Source organism: Natronomonas salsuginis (genome assembly GCF_005239135.1).
Classification (GTDB): domain Archaea; phylum Halobacteriota; class Halobacteria; order Halobacteriales; family Haloarculaceae; genus Natronomonas; species Natronomonas salsuginis.
In genome coordinates, this window is the sequence record NZ_QKNX01000002.1 from 361406 (window position 1) to 380363 (window position 18958).

Below are 18958 nucleotides of genomic sequence, written 5' to 3' on the forward strand. Positions count from 1 at the left end.
GCGGCCGTATAGCCGTATCGACTGCATACTCTTGACCGAAGCGCCCCTGTCTCCGGTGTGAAAACCGTCGAACACGAGATCCGCATCGCGGCGTCTCCCGAGACCGTCTGGAATATTCTCACCGATCTGGAATCGTACGCAGACTGGAATCCGTTTATACCGAACGCCGAGGGGACGATCGAGCGCGACGCGCGCTTACGCGTCAGGGTCGAACCGCCGGGCAATCGACCGATGACGTTCAAGCCGCGGGTGAAGATCGTCGAACCGAACGGTCGGCTCGTCTGGCTCGGGCGGCTGTTCGTTCCGAATCTCTTCGACAGCCGCCACGAGTTCATCATCGAGCCGGCGGTCGACGGCGTCCGGTTCCTCCAGCGCGAGACGTTCGCGGGAGTTCTCATCCCGATCGCACTGGATGTCGAGTCCGCCGAACGAGGATTCGAGGAGATGAACGAGGCGCTGAAGCGGCAGGCGGAGACGGTAGCATAGCCGGGATCGCTCAGAACGGCGACTCGACGATGATGGTCTCCTCTCGACCGGGGCCAACTCCCACGACGTAGATCGGCGTGTCGAGTTCGTCGGCGACGTAGTCCAGGTACGTTCGGGCGTTTTGGGGTATGGCGTCGTAGCCCTCCGCGGCGACGGCGGACCAGTCGACGTCGTCCCAACCGTCGAACGTCCGGAACTCGGCCTCACAGTCGCCCCACTTCTCGGTCGTCGCGGGCATCGAGAGCAGCTCCTCGCCGTCGAGGACGTAGCTGTGGCCGACGCGAACCTCGTCGAGGCCGGCGAGCACGTCGATGTGGTTGATCGCGAGACCGGTGAAGCCGTTCGCGCGCGCCGCGTGGCGGAGCATCGGCATGTCGAGCCAACCGACCCGTCGCGGGCGACCGGTGACGGTGCCGTACTCGCCGCCCTTGTCGCGGATGAACGTCGCGAGTTCGGACTCCCCGGGACGACCGCCGTTCTCCGGCGTCTGGCCGTCGACGGAACCGAGTTCGGTCGGGAGCGGGCCGGTCCCGACGCGGGAGAGATACGCCTTGACGATCCCGATCACTTCGCCCCGACCGACGACGGACGGGCCGACACCGGTGCCGACCGCAGCGCCCCCGGCGGTGGGGTTCGAGGAGGTGACGTAGGGGTAGATCCCGTGGTCGATATCGATCGAGGTGCCCTGTGCGCCCTCGAACATGATCTCGTCGCCCGCGTCGAGTCGACGCTGGAGGAGCTCGCCGCAGTTGACGGCCATTCCCTCGCGTTCGATCCGCTCGCCGAAGCCACGATACGTCTCGAAGAGCGCGTCGATGTCGAATGCCTCGGCATCGACGTCCCCGCCAAGTTCGATCCCGTAGACGTCCTCGACGAGCGCTCGTTTCTGTGGGACGACGTACTCGAGTCGATCGCGGAGCGTCTCCGGGTCGAGCAGGTCGCCGATCCGAACGCCGCGTCGGCCCGCCTTGTCCTCGTAGGTCGGGCCGATTCCGCGACCGGTGGTTCCGGCGGCGAGGTCGTCGTCGGATTTCACGTCCTCTTCCATCCCGTCGATGATCCGATGGTACGGAAGGATGACGTGAGCGCGCTCTGCGACGCGGACGTCCGGGGAAAGCCCGCGTTTGGAGAGCGCATCGAGTTCCTCGAAGAGCGTGTTCGGATTGACCACACAGCCGTTGCCGAGAACGCCGATCTTGCCGCGGACGGCACCCGACGGAACGAGAGAGAGTTTGTACTCGTCGCCCTCGTAGACGACGGTATGGCCGGCATTGTCGCCGCCCTGATAGCGCACGACGACGTCGACGGCATCGCCGTACACGTCGACGATGCCGCCTTTCCCTTCGTCGCCGAGCTGTGAACCGACGATGGTTACGGTCATCGAGACGACGTTGCCACCAATGGGGTAAACCGATTACGGTATGTGGGAGGCGCGAGCAGCGCGAGCGCCTCCAAGTGTGAACGGGGAGCAACGCGACCCGTGAACTGGGAGAGACGAGCGAAGCGAGTCTCTCAGTGTATCGATCGGCGACGAAAGAGCCGCGAGATGTGGGAGGCGCGAGCAGCGCGAGCGCCTCCAAGTGTGAACAGGGAGCAACGCGCACGCCCGGACGTCGGTATCTTTTACCATTGAACCGGTACCATGCGTGTATTGGTCACAAGGGCTTTATACACCTAACGCGAATCTGTGTCACGGTTCGGTTGGGACACTGATTTTGCTCGTGCGGACAGCAACATTTAAAACCTGCAAACACAAGTTAACAAATGCCATGATAGATAGACTAGAGAAGGAAGTAGACATGCTCGAACGGCACCTTCGGGTGCTCCGAATGGTGATCGAGAACGAACCGATCGGTATCGTCAAGATGTCGAACGAAACGGGCTATCCACACCACAAGGTCCGGTACTCGCTCCGCGTACTCGAAGAAGAGAACCTCATCGAGCCGTCGAGCCAGGGTGCGATCACGACCGAAGACACGGGCGACTTCGTCGACGATCTCGACTCGAAGATCGACGACATCATCGACAAACTCGAAGGCATGAAAATCGACGACATGCCGGAGATCCAAGGCTGATTCGGATCTGTTCTGACGTTTTCTCACGCCGATAGCCGCGGCCGCCGACGGTGACCGCTACAACTCCGGGACGGTCAGGTTGAACGAACCGTCTCTCGCCTCGACTAGACAGAGATGGTACCCGTTCGCCCGCGAGAGTTTCACGTAACTCCGGTGTTTGCTGCGGCTGAGCAGACTCGTACTGGTCGCCTCCTCGACGGCACCCATCGCGTCGGACTCGAAGTAACTCGACGTGATTGCGACCGCGCACGCGAGTGATTCGTGGTCTTCGCACACGTCGGAGGCATCGGTGACGAACGGTTCGATCGCCTCCGCCCGCGTCGGGTCGCGTTGTCGGTCGAACTCGATGATGACGAGGGGATTCCCCTTTTTGTTGCGGGCGACGATGTCGAAGGAGACCTCGTGGCCGTCCGTGCCGTCGCCGACCGCGATCGTCTCCTCGAAGCCGATCCGATCGATCCCAGGGAGCGCATCGTAGAGCGGTCGCAGCCCCTCGACCGAACCGGTTGATCGGATCTCAAAGAGCAGTTCCATCACGAGCCACTCGGCGAACGCGTGCGTGTCCGAGGCGTGGAGCCACGATTCGAACGGCTCGCCGTCGACCGAGACCGCGCCGTCGTCGAACGTCGTGTGGTACTCGATGCGGAGATTCGAGGCGACCGTCTCCCGATCCGCGTTGCCGTCGTGTGCGTCCTCGAGCGTGGCCTCGCCGCGGGTCGTCTCCCGAACGAACAGGCTCGTTCCGGCGAGTGCCTCGGTCGCCGACATCGAGCGCGTACCGGGGGCGCTGTCCACCGCGTCGAGACGCGCCTGCAGCTCGTCGCGTTCCGACCGAATCGCCTCGATTTCGGTCTCCAACTCCTCGATTCGCGCGTCGGCGTCGTCGAGTTCGTCCTCTAACTCCTCGATCCGGGACTCGTAGGTTTCGAGCTTCGATTCGTACTCCTCGCGTCGTTCGGCATCTCGATCCGAGGCGGAGGGACTCGTCTCGGCGCGCGAGTCGGAGCGCGTGTCCGTCGGCTGCGACCGCGGCGACGGTTGCGAACTGGGCGTGTCCGTCGGCCCCGAGGAATCGTCGCTCCGACCGCTGTTTTCGGGGTCGAGCGACGGGACCGTCCGGGTCGTGACCGCTTCGATCCCGCCCGCCCCTCGGCTATCGCTCCGGTTCGAGTGCCCGGTGCTGTCCTCGGACCCACGTCCCGGTGTTTCGGACGTCGCGACGGTCGTATCGGGGGCGGAGTCGGCGCGCGCGTTCGAAGAACGGGGCGACCCCGAGTCCGTCGAGCCGGCCGCGGGGTCGGCGGACGAGTCCTCGGTGTCAGCGTGCGCGCTCGCGGACTCGGTAGGCACGGGATCTTCGGTGTCCGACTCCGACGGTGTGTCCGCCGGATCCGAGTTGACGTCGGCAACCGAATCAGCGCCGGCATCCGTGACAGCGTCCGCGTGCGCATCCGTAACGGCGACCGAAGCGGAGTCCGCGGGTTCGACGTCGGTGTCGGCATCGGTCGGCGGTTCGGAGCTGGTGGCTGCCGGCGAACTCTCGGTCGGATCCGATTTCGAGTCGTCGTCCGGTTCGGCGCGTTCGGTGTCGCCGGCCGTCGGTTCGTCGGTGAGGTCGGATCCCGATACCGGGGCGGGGTCGGACGCTGATTCTGAACCCGGTGCCGGTTCGGGGTCGTCTTTCGGTTCTGGGTCCGGTTCCGGGGGCGCGGGCAGCTCGGGGTGCGGGAGCCGGACCGCGGTGACGGCGTAAATGCCGACTTCGTCGGTGGCCCGCGATTCAGCGTCCTCGCCGAGAAGCAACTGCGAGGAGCCGACGAATCCGACGTGGTCGACTTCGCCGTCGACGTAGACGAAGTAGTAATCGCCGCTGAGCACGTTCTCGGAGAGCTCGACGTAGCCGGTGAACCCACCGCCCGAGAGCGTTTCGTCCACGGCCTCGATGGGCGTGTCGTCGGTGAAGTACTGCCCGCGAACGTCGCCGTCGAGAGCCAGCATCGCGGCGAGCGTCGCCACGGTCGGATTCGGGGCCTCGTGTTGCTGTCCCGAAGCCTCGTCGAACGTATCGATATCGCCGGAATGAGGGGCGGTGTCGAGATCGGAAACGACGGCGAGCGGCTCCCCCTCCCGGAGGAACAGCCACGTCCCGCGGGCCTCCACAGCGCCGCTGAATCCCCGCGAAGCCAGTTCGTCGAGTCCTGCGAACCCACCGTCGAACGGCGCGGCGTCCCAGTCGTCGACAACGGAGTGGGCGTCCATGTGCACGGAAAGCCACAGGACAGACATATAGCTACCGACCGATTGGGCCATCGAGCCGTCGCCCTTACATTCCCATGTCCGCGGCGTCATCGGGGATCGGCAGCGCCGCCGAGTCGACCCCGAGCAGCTCGGCGGCGTGATCGAGCGCCATGTCGAAGCCGTAGTAGCGCTCTAGTTCGTCGCCGTCGGCGCTCGGTCGCACCTTCAACATCGCGTAGCCCTCGATGTTCTGGGCGATGACAGCGGTCCGGCCGTCGCGTTCGAACGCCAGCAGGCGTTCGCCGTTCCGTTCGTCGTAGCGAGCGAGTATTCCGTCGGATTCTGCGGTCGACATACTCGCCGGTACGGATCGACCGGTTGCCAAACTACCGATCCCGGCCGCACGATCCGGTGGGTCTTTCGGGCCGCCTCGCCGAACGCACGTATGGAGTGGCTCACGAGCGGCCTCCGTCGCGACATCTGCGTGTTGCTGTACGGTGAGGAGCGGCGCGCGCAGGCGCTGAAATCCGCGATGGAGTCGCACTACGACCGCCGGATCAAACCGGATCGTTTCTACGGTGCCCTCGACGCTCTCGAATCGAAGGGGTTCGTCCGAAAGCGCGTCGAGGGGCTTGAGGACGTCTACTCGCTGACCGAGGCGGGACGAGAGCGCGTCGAAACCCAGCTCGAGTGGATGCGATCGCGGGTCGATGACACGTGAGTGCGATAGGGCCAGACCGACAGGCCACCGTAGAGCTGGCCAATGCCCGCGAACACGAGCACGGTACCCGCGAGCCGCGTGAGCGTGCCGACGCGCCCGGCGATCGGACGAGCGAGCGCGCTCCGAATCTGCGAGGTCATCTCCTCGGCGCTCGATCGCCGGCGACTCCGCCAGACGACCCAGTTTCGCTGGACGAGCGAACTTGTAGGGGACCCCGGAAGGGGCAAGCGCACGCCTCAGTTGGAGGTTACGGTCGGCGGCGACCGGCCAGGAGCCGTCGTGCCCAGCCCACAACTCGGCGACGTCTTCGCGCGTCACGGTGCCGCCCAGGGGTTCGCTCGTCACCGAGACGAACTGGACCTCGTCGCCGACCGACTCGTGCGTGGCCGCCAGTTCCGGCATCATCGACTCACAGACCGTACACCACGTCGCGAACAGCTCGACGAGCGTGACTCAGCCGATTTCGGGAACCGTCGTGGTCCCGGCGGTGCTTCCGGGCGCGCCGATCGTGTCTAGCTCGATCGGTGTCGACCGACTTCGCAGGATCCAGCCCCTCGTCTTGCGACCGGGGCTGCGCCTCCGCAGAAGCCTCCTCCGCACCGTTGCTGGTACAGCCGGCGAGGGGGAGTGCACTCCCCGCACCCGCCGCCTTCAGGAACGTCCGTCGGTGGGTGTTGGTTTTGGATTGGGTCACGCTCGTTCCACACCCGTACATTACAGGTGTTTATACAAGAGCCGGGAAGTGGCGTTTCAGGGGTGGAAACGGACGCCCGTGACCACCGCGGTGTCGGGAGAATTTACAAGTAAAAATGGTCGACCCGGGGACGGCTCTCGCGGCGGTATATAAATGCCGTGCGACGGAGGACGGTATCGAGGCGACGTGCGCCGATCAGTCGAACAGTTCGTTCGCGATCGTGTTCCGGAGAACTTCGCTCGTCCCCTCGTAGATCTCGTTGAGTTTCGCGTCCCGGTAGAAGCGCTCGGCGGGGAAGTCCTTCGTGTAGCCGTAGCCGCCGTGGATCTGGATCCCCTCGTTGGCGACCTCACGGGAGATCTCCGACGCGTAGAGTTTGGCCTGCGCGGCCTCCTTGATGAAGTTCTCGCCGCGCATCTTCTTGTCCGCCGCCGAGTGCATGAGCAGCCGCGCCGCGCGCGTCTTCGTGTCCATGTCGGCGAGTTTGTGCTGGATCGCCTGGAACTCCGAGATCGGGCTGCCGAACTGCTCGCGCTGTTGGGCGTACTCGGTCGCCTCGTCCAACGCGGCTTGGGCGATACCGACCGAGCGGGCGGCGATGGTGATTCGGCCGCCGTTGAGCGTCTTCAGCGCTTGCACGAAGCCGCGCCCCTCGTCGCCGAGACGGCGCGATTCGTGGACGCGGACGTCGTCGAACCGGAGTTCGGCGGTCGGACAGCCCTTGTCGCCGAGTTTTTCCTCCGTCCCCTCGACGATGAACCCGTCGTCCTCCTCGGGGCGGACGACGAACGATGAGATCCCCTTGTTTCCGGCGTCGGGGTCGGTCATCGCGAACACGGTGATAGTGTCGGCGACGGAGCCGTTCGAGATCCACAGCTTACCGCCGTTGATCACGTACTCGTCGCCGTCGCGCTCCGCGGTGGTCCCCATCGCGGGCACGTCGCTGCCCGCGCCGGCCTCCGAGAGCGCGAACGCACCGATGTCCTCACCCTGCGCCAGCGGCGTGAGGTACTCCTGTTTTTGTTCCTCGTCGCCAAACTGGTAGAGCATGTTTCCGGCAAGCGAGATGTGAGCGGCGAGGATCGTCCCAAGGCCGCCTGAGCCGCGAGCGATCTCCGAAAGTGCCGCCGGATAGGCGTGGTAGTCGAGGCCGGCTCCGCCGTACTCTTCCGGGAATGGCATCCCCATCAAGCCCAACTCGGCGAGTTCGTCGACGATCTCGGTCGGGAACTCGTCAGTCTTGTCGATCTCCGCCGCGTGCGGGACGACCTCCTCGTCGACGAACTCGGCGACCATCTCGGTGATCTGCTTTTGTTCGGCGCTGAAGGCGAAATCCATACCTCATCATTATTTCGTCGGCACTTGACCTTTCCTTTCTCCGAACGGACCGCGAAAGCTCGGTCTCGGCGATGGTCACCCGGTTCGCCGCGGAGCCAAATGTTCATACGGGTGCACCACGTATACGTGCCCATGAGCACGGAAACCGCCGACAGCGAAGACGAGCTCCGCGAACGAATCACCAACTTCCTTCGCCGGAACTTCCCGCAGATCCAGATGCACGGTGGCAGCGCCGCGATCCGAGACCTCGACCGCGAGGCGGGCGAAGTGACGGTGATGCTCGGGGGCGCGTGCTCCGGCTGTGGCATCTCACCGATGACCATCCAGGCGATCAAGAGCCGCATGACTCAGGAGATTCCCGAGATCGATACCGTCCACGCTGACACCGGTATGGACGGCGGCAGCGAGGGCATGATGGGCGGTCAGGTGTCCCCATCGTTCCCCGGTGAGGGCGGCAGCGACGATAGCGACGAGGGACCGCAGGCACCCTTCTAGACGGACGAACCGCGGAACTCCCCGCTCCGAGTCGGCGAGCTATGTTGATGGACCGGCACGCGCGGAGCCGCGCCGCCGCCGAACCGCTCCCAGATCGGGCTCAGGACGGTGGAATCACCACGTGGATACCTGCTGGACCACATATGACAATAAAATTTGAATAAATATATATTATAGATATAATAAAGATGGGAGTAGTCGTGTGAGAATATGTAAAAAGCGTTGAAAAGCTGAATTTTGCATAGTTGAGCAGAAGCGTGAGAACTACAACAAAAAGGTCGTGTGTGAATTAAACATACACGAATAAAGCAGCGAAAAATTTATTATCGCAAGCGTCTGTTGTACTCCACTATCGAGACATATCGGGGAGTTTCTCCCATAAATAACTATTTTATGATACAAAAAACATCGAATATTTGTTACTTTGGGTCGGGCGAATCGCGATCGGCGTTCGGATACATTGTTCCGACATTCTCGGAGTAAAATGTCGCACCTCTACAGTAACAAAATTAAGTTTGTTACATAATCCGGGATCGGTCCGGGCACAAGCTGTATATACCGGAGTTGACGACAGTAGAGACGCGCGATCGCTTTGGCGAGCACCGCAGCGACCGCGCCGGTTCAGGGATCGTACGACTCACGCCCGATGGAGCAACGGTCGTGAATGCGCTGTGAGGGGCGACTGGCCGCATATTCTTGCGGAGACGCGTCGCAGTGAAAGAATACATCGACGACGACGCGTAGTTCCGATAGTATCGGAACACATTTGCGTCCAGTGGACGCAGGCGGCGCATGGGTAGCCCCAAAACGATCGCGACCATCGAGAAAGCCTTCGGCGTCGTCGAGGAGTTGGCGCGCATGGACGGCGGGCGCGCGACGGATCTCGCGGACCGATTGGAGATGCCGATCAGCACCGTCTACGACCACCTCACGACACTGGAGCAACTCGAGTACGTCGTCGAACGGGAGGACGGCTACCACCCGAGCATGCGATTTCTCAAGCTCGGAGCCGAGCGGCGCTCGAAACTCGGACTCTACGGGAGCGCCGCCGCGGAGGTGGCGGGGCTCGCCGACGAGACGGGCGAGCTCGCGAGCCTGATGATCGAGGAGCACGATCGGGGGGTCGTCCTGTCGCTCGAGGAAGGTGACCGGGCGATCGACCCACACAACTTCGTGGGCATCCGAATGCCGCTTCACACGACGGCGTTGGGAAAGGCGATCTTGGCGCACCTCCCCGCCGAACGCCGGGCGTCGATACTGGACAGGTACGGCGACAAAAAGCTGACCGAGCGGACGATCACGGACCGAGAGACCCTCGAATCCCAACTCGAACGCGTCGCCGAACAGGGGTACGCTGTCGATCGAGGCGAGTTGATCGTCGGGGTGCTCTGCGTCGCGACGCCGATCGTGGACACCGACGACCGCGTTCACGGATCGATCTGCGTCTGCGGACCGATCAGTCGGCTGCGCGAGGCGGACGCGTTCGAGCGGATCAAGGACGCGGTGTTGCAGGCCGGAAACGTGATCGAAGTCAACCTCGGCTACTCGGCGCTGTGACGCCCGGAAAGTGTTAAGTCGGCATCGATCAACGACCCGGTATGGAGTTCGGCTTAAACCAGGTCCAGCGGATGTACCGCGATCAGCTTCGGACGTACGTCGAGGACAACGTCATCGGCGAGAACGCGACGTGGGACGACGACGAGGGCTTCCCGGAGGACGTCTGGGCGGACCTCTGTGCGCTGGGCGTCGTCGGGCTGTCGATCTCCGAGGAGCACGGCGGCGAGGGGCTCGATCCGATCACGGCCGGCGTCGTCTACGAGGAGTTGGGGCGGGGCGACGTGGGCTTCGCCACGCTCGTGTTGGCCGAGAACCTCGCCAATCACCTCCTCGCGGCGTACGGGAGCGAGCGACACCGAGAGATCGCGAGGGCGAACGCGAACGGCGACGTCCACCTCGCATTCGCGCTGACCGAGCCGGACCACGGCTCCGACGCGCAGGCCATCGAGACGACGGCCGAGCGCGACGGCGACGGCTGGATCCTCACTGGCGAGAAGACGGCGATCACCGGCGCGACGACGGCGGACCAGGTTCTCACGTACGCGCGCGAGACGGACACGGACGGGATCCGCGCGTTCTTGGTGCCGACCGCCGCCGACGGCGTCGAGTGCAAACCGTACCCTGCGCTGGGCTGTGAAGTGAGCGGGTGGGGGCAGGTTCACCTCGACGGCGTCCGCGTCGACGGCGACGCGCTCGTCTCCGAGGACAACGGGTTCAAGATGGCGATGCAAACGTTCGACAAGTCTCGCGCGTGGATCGGCCTCTACTGTCTCGGCGCGGCGCGACAGACGTTGGAGGAGACCCAACAGTATCTCGTCGACCGCGAGGCGTTCGGGAAGCCGCTGGCGGGGTACGAGGGACCGCAGTTCCAGATGGCCGAACTCGAAACGCACCTCGATGCGGCGCGGCTGAAAGCCTACGAGGCGCTGTGGCGCGCTCGCGAGGGGAAACCCCACACCAAGGACGCCGCGATGGTAAAGTGGTACGCCCCGCAGATCGCCACGCGGACGATCCACGAGTGTCTCGTGTTGCACGGCCACTACGGCTACTCGAAGGACTTCGGCATCGAGAAGCGACTTAGGGACACGATAGGGCTGGAGATCGGCGACGGGACGCCGCACGTTCAGAAGCTGATCGTCGCCCGCGAGACGTTCGGCGCGGAGTATCTCCCCTACTGACGGAGGAATACGGAAAACGGTTCGTTCGGCGACGCTATCGGCGGCTCAATCGCGGTACTGATACCGCTGTTTCTTGCCGGTCGCCGTCCGTTCGAGCGAATCGACGAAGTGGTACTGCCGGGGCCGTTTGTAATCGGCCAGCGAGTCGTGGTCCGCGCAGTACGTGTCGAGTTCGTCGGCCGAGGTGTCCCCCACGACGTACGCGGTGACGAGCTGGCCCCACTCCTCGTCGTCCTCGCCGACGACGACGGCACCTTCGACCGACTGGTGCTCCTCTAAGATCTCCTCGACCTCGATCGGGGAGACGAGTTCGCCCCCGCTGAGGATCATGTCGTCGGCGCGGCCGGTGACCGTGAGGAAGCCGTCCTCGTCGACGACGCCGAGATCGCTCGTGTAGTACCAGCCGTCCCGGATGGAGTCTTTGGTCTTCGTCTCGCTGCCGAAGTAGTAGTCCATCACGGAGGCCCCCGAGACGATGATCTCGCCCTCCTCGCCGTGCGGCACGGTGGCGTCGGGATCCGCGGTCCCGCCCTGTCGGTACTCGATGAGTCGCATCTCGGTATCGTGGGTAGGCTGGCCCGCCGCGCCCGCCTTCTCCGGGAGGTCTTCGGGTCTGAGGACGCTGTCGAGCAGCGTCTCCGTCGTCCCGTACCCGTTGAATACGTTCGACGTGATGACCTCCAGCAGCGTCTCCGCAAGCCGTTTCGACAGCGGGGACCCCATGCACAACAGGCACTCCAGACTCGACAGGTCGCGATCGTCGATGTCGTCCAGCTCCGCCATCCGCTGGGCGACGGTCGGGACGCCGACGATGTGGGTGATTCCCTTCGCCTCGACGAGGTCGGCGACGGGTTCTGGCTCCCAGTTTTCCGTCACGATGATCGTCCCACCGGCCTCGATCGTCGGGTGGACGGTCAGGTCGACCCCGCCGGCGTGGAACCACGGCGAGACCTGCAACGCGACACTGTTCTTCGAGAGGCCGAGACACCGCGACCCCTCCTGTGCGCGGTTCGACGCCGTCTCGGTGGTGAACGTCACGCCCTTCGGCGCGCCCGTTGTCCCGCTGGTGTAGAGGATGTACGCCGGGTCGTCCGCGCGAACCGGGACCTCGGGCGGTGCCGCGGCGTCACCCTCGGCCGCGAGCGACTCGAACCCCTCGTCGGCGGCCGGGCACGAGCCGACGCCGATCCGACGGGCCGGCACGTCCGCGCGCTCCAGCGACGCTTCGACGTCCTCGGCGACGGTCTCGTCGTAGACGACCGCCTTCGGGACGACGTCGTCGAAGATGTACGCGAAATTGTCGCGCGCGAGCATGAAATTGATCGGGACGGGAACGGCGCCGATCTTGTAGCACGCGTACAGCGTTATCGGGAACTCGGTCGTGTTGAAAAGCACCATCGCGACGCGGTCGCTCTTCCGGATGCCGCGATCGGCGAGCGCGTTCGCGACCCGGTTCACCTCGGCGTCGAACTCCCCATAGGAGTACGATTCGTTCGATTCGATGACTTCGAGGGCGGTCTCGTCACCACGCCACGTCGCATTCCGTTCGAGATACGTTCTGTGGGAGATCACGAATGCGGATAGCTAACGATACTACATAAATATACCTGCCAGCGATTCGCACGGGCGAGAGGCGCGACCGACTATCGGTCGAGACGGCTGGACGTGGCGCTTACAGCAACCGATCGGCGATGATGTTCTTTTGAATCTCGCTCGTCCCCTCGTAGATCTTCGTGATCCGGGCGTCGCGGTAGTAACGCTCGACGGGGTGGTCGGAGACGTAGCCTGCGCCGCCGTGGACCTGGATCGCCTCGTCGGTCACGTCGACGGCGTGCTCGGAGGCGAACAGCTTCGCCATGCTGGCGAACTTCGCCGCGAGTTGATCGTGGCCACCATCGACGGTCGAGGCGGCTCGATACGTGAGCGCGCGCGCCGCCTCGACGTTCGTCGCCATGTCGGCGAGTTTGTGCCGGATCGCCTGGAACTCGCCGATCGGCTGGTCGAACTGCTCGCGTTCGCCGGCGTACTCGAGCGCCGCGTCGAGGGCGGCCTGGGCGGCCCCGACGGCCTGGGCGGCGACGCGGGTCCGGCCCTGTGCGAAGAAGTCCATCAACTGGTAGAACCCCTCGTCGACCTCGCCGACGACGTTCTCCTCGGGGACGCGCACGTCTTCGATGACGACCTCCGCGAGGTCCGACGCCCGGATACCGAGTTTGTTGTCGATCTTCTCGGTCCGGAAGCCCTCCGTGTCCGTCGGAACGAGAAAGGCGGTGATTCCCTTGTGACCGGCGTCGGGCGTCGTCTTGGCCATCAACACGCCCACGTCCGCGACGGTCCCGTTGGTGATCCACATCTTGTTGCCGTTGATCACCCACTCGTCGCCGTCTTTTTCGGCGCGGGTCTCCATCCCGGCGACGTTGGAGCCGTGCGCCGGTTCGGAGATCGCGGAGTACGAGGCGGCCTCGCCGTCGGCGATGGCTGGCAACCACTCCGATTTCATCCACTCGTCGCCGTACTCGACGATCATGTTCGTCCCGAAGCCGGCGCTGCCGACGGCGCTGCCGATGCCGGGGTCGGCCCGCCACAACTCCTCGACGACGATGACCGACGAGAGCAGATCCATGCCCGCACCGCCGTACTTCGCCGGGATGTGCGGCGCGACGAGGTCGAACGCTGCGGCCTCGCGCCGGAGTTCCTCGGGATATTTCGCCGCCTCGTCGTGTTCTCTCGCGACGGGGCCGATCTCGTTCGCACCGAACTCGCGGACGGCCTGCCGGATCGCGCGGTGCTCGTCCGATAGCTGAAACGCCATATTGGGTACACGCACACGGCGTTTGAAATACTTCCGGTGGACCGCGTCCCACCGGGGGTTGTAAATGAATGAAGTAAAATATATTAGTTTAAATAACATTTGAATAGTGTGTAAAAATGTGGCCAGCTGTATATCATTTAAACCTTAGAGCGCGTTCATACGAAATATTGTAGAAAATTTTCGTATATAATTTAAATACAATTGTGTAAAGTACATGTGTTTGTAAGGCTTGTGGCGACCGAGAATAATATATCAATTTTGTATACATATATTGTATATTACTAATACGTAAATGATGCGCGTTTCCGAATCGAGAGCGGGGGCGCGGCAGTCGACGGTCCGTGCTCGCCATCGAACCGGTGTACGGCGCACGGACAGACACGCGATTTTCCTGTCATCCGAGATATCCGAACGTTTTTGATCGATCGAAGCCCAGAGGGACCATGCAACGGACGGATCCGCCGCTTCGGACGGTCGCGCGAGCCTTCGACGTGATCGAACTGCTCTGGGAGTCGAACGGGGCGACGCTCGCCGAGGTCACGCGCCGACTCGACCTCCCGAAGAGCACCGTCCACGACTACCTCCGCACGCTCGAGATGGTCGGCTACGTCACGCGGATCGACGACATCTACCAGGTGAGTTACCGATTCCTGACGACCGGGGGGCGACTCCGAAACCGCAGCCGGTTCTTCCAGACGGCCCGTCCCGTCGTCCACCGGTTAGCCGACGAGACCGGCGAGGTCGCGAGCATCGGCATCGAGGAGGACGGCGAGTGCGTCATCCTCCACGCGATGCGCGGCGAGCAGTCGTTGGAGTTGGGGATCTATCCGGGGCTTCGAATCCCGATGCACGCGCACGCGACGGGGAAGGTACTCCTCGCACATCTCCCGGAGGCGTACGCCGAGGAGGCGATCTTCTCGGGGGGGCTGGAGGCCGTCACCGACCACACGATCACGGACGTCGACCGAATGAAGCGGGAGCTGGAGACGATCCGCGAGCGGGGATACGCCGCCGACTGGGACGAGCAGATCCTCGGCATGGGCACGGTGTCGGTCCCCATCGTGATCGACGACGAGCTCATCGGCTCGATCTCGGTCTCCGGGCCGACCGGCCGGATCGAAGACGACGACTACCGCGAGGAACTACTCAAGCGCGTTCGCGAGGCGGCGAACACCATCGTGGTCGGCTATCAGTACGGCCACTGAACGCGTCGATTTCGGGCGTCACAGCGGAAAGCCGCCGTCGATCCGGATCCTCTCGCCGGTCACGAACGACGCCTCGGGCGAGGCGAGAAAGACGACCGTGTCGGCGACCTCACCGCGCTCGGCGTACCGCGACAGCGGCGTCCCCTTGTGAATCGCCTCGCGAATCCTCGGCGTTTCGAGCTCGGTTCGGTTCTGTCGCGTCTCGACGTACCCTGGCGCGACGGTGTTCACGCGGATGTCGTAGTCGGCGTACTCGACGGCGAGGTACTCGCCGAGCGTCCGAACCGCCGCCTTGCTCGCGGCGTAGTGGCCGAGACCGTTCATCACCGTGTCCTCCGAGATCGAGCCGACGTTCACGATCGACCGGTGTTCGCCCGTCAGATACGACGGGGCGAGGCGGACGGCGTTGAAGACGCCGGTCAGATTCACGTCGAGAACCGTCGCCCACTCGTCGTCGTCGACGTCCGGTACCGGCTTCGCGTCGGGGACGTAGCCCGCGCAGTTCACCAGCGTGTCGATGTCACCGTACGTCTCGGCGACCGCCTCGAAGAGAACTTCCACCTGATCGGCGTCGGTCACGTCGGTCGGTTCGACGAGATCACACTCAACCGCCTCCGCGGCCTCGCGGACGCTCGTTTCGGTTCGGCTCGTCGGCACGACGCTCGCGCCCGCCGCGTGCAGTTCCTCGGATATCGCTCGGCCGATACCGGTCGTGCCGCCGATGACCACGGCGGTCTGGCCGTCGAGACGTGTTTCCATCGTGCCGACGAGTGACACCCCGCGCATATGAGCGTTGCGTGCGAACGGTCGAGAGAGACGATGAGGCGGGGAGCTGATGGCGCGAGCCGAAGCTTTATTACCAGCTGTGGGAAATCCACGTGTGATGCGTGAACAGATAGATTTTAGCGGAGACTCGGTTATCGTTACCGGGGCGGCATCGGGCATCGGACAGGGCGTCGCCGAGGGGTTCGCGGCGGAGGGGGCGAACGTCGTCATCGCCGACATCGACGAGGAGCGCGGCCCGTCGGTCGCCGAGGAGATCGCCGACGAGCACGGCGTCGACGCGGAGTTCATCTACACCGACGTGAGCGATCACGACTCCTGTGGCGAGACCGTCTCGGACACCGTCGACGCGTTCGGGAGTCTCGACGTGCTCGTGAACGTCGCCGCCGGCGGCCTCCAGAACGCGAAGGACCTGAACCAGCCGTTCATCGAGGAGACGCCCGACAACTGGGCGCCGCACATCCACGTGACGCTCAAGGGACCGATCAACATGACGCACAACGCCCTCCCCGTGATGAAAGAGCAGGGCGGCGGCTCGATAATCAACTTCGCCTCTGACTCCTACCAGGGACAGGATCCCAATCTGACGATGTACGCGACCGCGAAGGCCGGCGTCGTCACGTTCACGAAGTCGCTGGCGAAGGAGGTCGGCGAGTTCGACGTCCGCGTCAACTGCATCTCCCCGAGTACGACGTGGACGCCGTCGACCCAGGAGTGGCTCGATGAGTACGGCGACAAGGTCGCCGAGAACTATCCGCTCGGACGGCTCGGCTACCCCGAGGACCACGCCAACGCTGCGATCTTCCTCGCGAGCGACGCCTCCGATTGGGTCACGGGGCAGGTGCTGAGCGTGAACGGCGGCTTCATCTAAAACGGGCGTTCGGCGGTTTTTACTGGGGCCAGTTCGGCTCGCGCCCCTCGAGTTGCGCGTCGACGCCCTCGGGATGGTCCGGGTCCACCCGGACGCTCTCGACGGCGATCCGTTCGATGTGGTCGCGGCCGCTGCTCGGCGACATCTCGAGGCTCGCGTAGATCGACTCCTTCAGTTTCTTCATGATCCGCGGCGGCTTCGACGTCAGGGTGTCGAGGATCGTGTCGACCTCGTCGTCGAGGTCGTCGGCCGGAACGCAGCGTGTGATGAGCCCCATCTCGGCGGCCTCCTCGGCGCTCAGCGTCTCGCCGAGCATCATGATCTCCAGCGTCTTCCGGAGCCCGACCATCCGGTGGAGCAGCGGCGGCGAAAAGTGGTTGACCAACCCGAGGTTGATCTCCGGCTGACCCAGGACGGCGTCGTCGGAGGCGACGACGATGTCGGTGTGCAACGCGAGGTCGAACCCGCCGCCGAGCGCGTAGCCGTCTACTTTCGCGACGGTCGGCTTCCCCAGATCGTGCATCAGCGTGAACAGCTCGTCCCACCCCTCCGTGAACGGTATGAGCTGATAGTCCATCTCGTAGACCTCCTGGAGATCGCCGCCGGCACAGAAGGCGCGATCCCCCTCGCTCTCGAAGAGGACGGCCCGCACCTCGCCGTCGTCGCGATACGCCTCCAGGCGGTCGATGATCTCGGTCTTCGTCGGGAGATCGATCGCGTTGAGCTTCTCGTCGCGTTCGAGCCGAACGCGGCCGACGCCGTCGGTCACAGTGAAGGATGCGTTCACCATACCCTACGACTTCCCGGTGTCTACAAATAGCTTGCGTCGAGGTGTCGAATCACACGCCAGCCGGGGGACCGAGATTACGGCGCCCCCCGGCGTCGGACCATACTCAACGTCACGTACGACATCGCGACCGACCCGTCCGGTTTGGTGATGGTGATCTCGAAGTCGACGTTCCCGCGCGTGTCCCGCAGGCCGTCCTCGGGTTTCGCGACGACCTCGGCCGCGCCCGAGAGCGTCTCGCCGGGATAGATCGGACGGTGCCACCGGAGATCGTCGATGCCGCGGCCGCCCATGATCGCGATGTCGTCGAAGGCGTGATCGACCAACAGCCGCATCGAGATCGAGGCGGTGTGCCACCCGCTGGCGACGAGTTCGCCGAAGACCGAATCTGCCGCCGCCTCGGCGTCGAGGTGAAACGGCTGGGGGTCGTATTTGCCAGCGAACGCCCGGATCTCCTCGTCGGTGACGTCGTACTCGCCGAACCGAAACCGATCGCCGACGGACAGGTCCTCGTAGTATTTCGTCATGTTCGCTGGGAGGAACACGCGGGGAATAAACGTATCGTCCGGTCGCCGGGATGGTACCGAAACCGCGGCGGACCCCGCACAACAGTTAAGCAGGTGGGTTCGAGTGCAGTAACCGTCATGCGCGCCGCCGTCTACCACGGGCCCGAAGACGTCCGAATCGAAGACGTTCCGCAACGACCGCTGGGGGCGACCGACGTCCGGATCGGCGTCGCGGCCTGCGGGATCTGCGGCTCCGATCTCCACGAGTACCGGTCGGGGCCGATGTTGATCCCCGAGGAGCGCCCCCACCCGATCACGGGCGCGACGCTCCCGCTCGTCATGGGCCACGAGTTCGCCGGCGAGGTCATCGAGTGCGGGGCGGACGTGTCCGGCGTCGAGCCGGGCGACCGAGTCACCGTCAACCCGATCCTCTACTGCGGCGACTGTCGCTACTGCGATCGGGGCGCGTACCACCTCTGTTCGAGCGGCGGCTTCCTCGGGCTGACCGGTCGCGGCGGCTTCGCCGAGACCGCCGTCGTCTCGGCCGACAGCGTCGTGAAACTCCCGGACGGCGTCGATTACGCTGGGGGCGCGCTGATCGAGCCGCTGAGCGTCGCTGTCCACGCGATCCGGCAGTCCGGGCTACAACTCGGCGACACCGTCGCCGTCCTCGGGGCGGGGCCGATCGGACTCGCGGTCGTCGCCGCGGCGCGCGCGGCAGGCGCGCGAACGATCGTCGCCTCCGAACCCCAACCCGACCGCCGCGAGCTCGCCGTCGAGTTCGGGGCTGACGTGGCCGTCGATCCGACGACCGACGACGCGGTCGACGTGGTTCGCGACCACACGGACGGCGGTGCCGACGTCGCCTTCGAGGTCGCGGGCATCGAGGCGACGTTCAATCAGGCCATCCGGGCGACGGCAAAGAACGGGACGGTGGCGGCGGTCGGCATCTTCGAGGACGACGTGACCATGGGCGCGCGGACGGCGATCCCCGGCGAGCGAGCGGTCGTCGGCACGCTCGGCTACGAGGGCGGACCGCTGGCTGCGCTCGATTTCAAGCGGACGCTCGCCCTGCTGGAACGCGGCGCGTTCGACCCGTCGACGTTCGTCACGGCCCGGATCGGTCTCGACGAGATCGTCGAGGCGGGGTTCGAAGCGCTCCTCGACGGCGGCGAGCACGTGAAGGTCCTCGTCGAACCTTGACGCGCGCGA

18 protein-coding genes are annotated in these 18958 nt (G+C 64.5%); 9 read left to right on the plus strand and 9 right to left on the minus strand.

What is annotated here, in order from left to right:
- Positions 1–57: 57 nt before the first annotated feature.
- Positions 58–486: an SRPBCC domain-containing protein gene (locus tag DM868_RS06600; protein ID WP_137276075.1), complete on the plus strand. Its 429-nt coding sequence runs from the start codon at positions 58–60 to the stop codon at positions 484–486.
- A gap of 10 nt (positions 487–496) precedes the next feature.
- Here DM868_RS06600 and DM868_RS06605 read toward each other — a convergent pair whose 3' ends face one another.
- Positions 497–1867, minus strand: a complete 1371-nt coding sequence (locus DM868_RS06605) for an adenylosuccinate synthase (RefSeq protein ID WP_137276076.1) — start codon at positions 1865–1867, stop codon at positions 497–499.
- Between the two features lie 388 nt (positions 1868–2255).
- Between DM868_RS06605 and DM868_RS06610 the strand changes: the two genes are divergently transcribed.
- Complete coding sequence (locus DM868_RS06610) at positions 2256–2561, plus strand: hypothetical protein (protein ID WP_137276077.1); 306 nt, start codon at positions 2256–2258, stop codon at positions 2559–2561.
- A gap of 57 nt (positions 2562–2618) precedes the next feature.
- On the opposite strand, the gene DM868_RS06615 is transcribed toward DM868_RS06610, so the two are convergent.
- Both DM868_RS06615 and DM868_RS06620 read right to left on the minus strand, forming a co-directional pair.
- Positions 2619–4820, minus strand: coding sequence for a DUF7527 domain-containing protein (locus DM868_RS06615; protein ID WP_137276078.1), 2202 nt, complete (start codon positions 4818–4820; stop codon positions 2619–2621).
- A gap of 64 nt (positions 4821–4884) precedes the next feature.
- Positions 4885–5154, minus strand: a complete 270-nt coding sequence (locus DM868_RS06620) for a DUF7111 family protein (RefSeq protein WP_137276079.1) — start codon at positions 5152–5154, stop codon at positions 4885–4887.
- A 90-nt stretch (positions 5155–5244) separates the two neighbouring features.
- Between DM868_RS06620 and DM868_RS06625 the strand changes: the two genes are divergently transcribed.
- Positions 5245–5520: a PadR family transcriptional regulator gene (locus DM868_RS06625; RefSeq protein WP_137276080.1), complete on the plus strand. Its 276-nt coding sequence runs from the start codon at positions 5245–5247 to the stop codon at positions 5518–5520.
- 889 nt (positions 5521–6409) lie between these two features.
- Here DM868_RS06625 and DM868_RS06640 read toward each other — a convergent pair.
- On the minus strand, positions 6410–7552 hold the full coding sequence (locus DM868_RS06640) for an acyl-CoA dehydrogenase (protein ID WP_137276081.1): 1143 nt from the start codon (positions 7550–7552) through the stop codon (positions 6410–6412).
- A gap of 132 nt (positions 7553–7684) precedes the next feature.
- On the opposite strand from DM868_RS06640, the gene DM868_RS06645 reads away from it, so the two are divergent.
- The 3 genes from DM868_RS06645 (at position 7685) to DM868_RS06655 (ending at position 10782) form a co-directional block, all read left to right on the plus strand.
- A complete protein-coding gene (locus tag DM868_RS06645) occupies positions 7685–8047 on the plus strand; it encodes a NifU family protein (RefSeq protein ID WP_137276082.1) in 363 nt (120 codons plus the stop codon).
- A gap of 792 nt (positions 8048–8839) precedes the next feature.
- Complete coding sequence (locus DM868_RS06650) at positions 8840–9604, plus strand: IclR family transcriptional regulator (protein ID WP_137276083.1); 765 nt, start codon at positions 8840–8842, stop codon at positions 9602–9604.
- Positions 9605–9645: 41 nt separating this feature from the next.
- The gene (locus tag DM868_RS06655) at positions 9646–10782 is read left to right on the plus strand and encodes an acyl-CoA dehydrogenase family protein (protein ID WP_137276084.1); all 1137 of its coding nucleotides are present in this window, start codon (positions 9646–9648) and stop codon (positions 10780–10782) included.
- Between the two features lie 45 nt (positions 10783–10827).
- On the opposite strand, the gene DM868_RS06660 is transcribed toward DM868_RS06655, so the two are convergent.
- Positions 10828–12354 carry a class I adenylate-forming enzyme family protein gene (locus DM868_RS06660; protein ID WP_137276085.1) on the minus strand — a complete coding sequence of 509 codons (1527 nt, stop codon included), beginning with the start codon at positions 12352–12354 and terminating at the stop codon, positions 10828–10830.
- A 100-nt stretch (positions 12355–12454) separates the two neighbouring features.
- Positions 12455–13594 (minus strand): acyl-CoA dehydrogenase family protein, encoded by a 1140-nt coding sequence (locus tag DM868_RS06665; RefSeq protein WP_137276086.1) that lies wholly within the window; start codon positions 13592–13594, stop codon positions 12455–12457.
- A 443-nt stretch (positions 13595–14037) separates the two neighbouring features.
- Here DM868_RS06665 and DM868_RS06670 point away from each other — a divergent pair, with 443 nt between their 5' ends.
- A complete protein-coding gene (locus tag DM868_RS06670) occupies positions 14038–14799 on the plus strand; it encodes an IclR family transcriptional regulator (protein WP_137276087.1) in 762 nt (253 codons plus the stop codon).
- An 18-nt stretch (positions 14800–14817) separates the two neighbouring features.
- Here DM868_RS06670 and DM868_RS06675 read toward each other — a convergent pair whose 3' ends face one another.
- Entirely contained in the window at positions 14818–15558 is a 741-nt protein-coding gene (locus DM868_RS06675) for an SDR family NAD(P)-dependent oxidoreductase (RefSeq protein ID WP_170964439.1), read from the minus strand.
- Positions 15559–15682: 124 nt separating this feature from the next.
- On the opposite strand from DM868_RS06675, the gene DM868_RS06680 reads away from it, so the two are divergent.
- Positions 15683–16453 carry an SDR family NAD(P)-dependent oxidoreductase gene (locus DM868_RS06680; protein WP_137276089.1) on the plus strand — a complete coding sequence of 257 codons (771 nt, stop codon included), beginning with the start codon at positions 15683–15685 and terminating at the stop codon, positions 16451–16453.
- Positions 16454–16472: 19 nt separating this feature from the next.
- Here the strand turns inward: DM868_RS06680 and DM868_RS06685 are convergent, their stop codons facing one another.
- Positions 16473–17243, minus strand: a complete 771-nt coding sequence (locus tag DM868_RS06685) for an enoyl-CoA hydratase/isomerase family protein (RefSeq protein ID WP_137276090.1) — start codon at positions 17241–17243, stop codon at positions 16473–16475.
- Between the two features lie 74 nt (positions 17244–17317).
- Positions 17318–17767, minus strand: a complete 450-nt coding sequence (locus tag DM868_RS06690) for a MaoC family dehydratase (RefSeq protein WP_137276091.1) — start codon at positions 17765–17767, stop codon at positions 17318–17320.
- A 117-nt stretch (positions 17768–17884) separates the two neighbouring features.
- Between DM868_RS06690 and DM868_RS06695 the strand changes: the two genes are divergently transcribed.
- On the plus strand, positions 17885–18949 hold the full coding sequence (locus DM868_RS06695; protein WP_137276092.1) for a 2,3-butanediol dehydrogenase: 1065 nt from the start codon (positions 17885–17887) through the stop codon (positions 18947–18949).
- Positions 18950–18958: the final 9 nt, after the last annotated feature.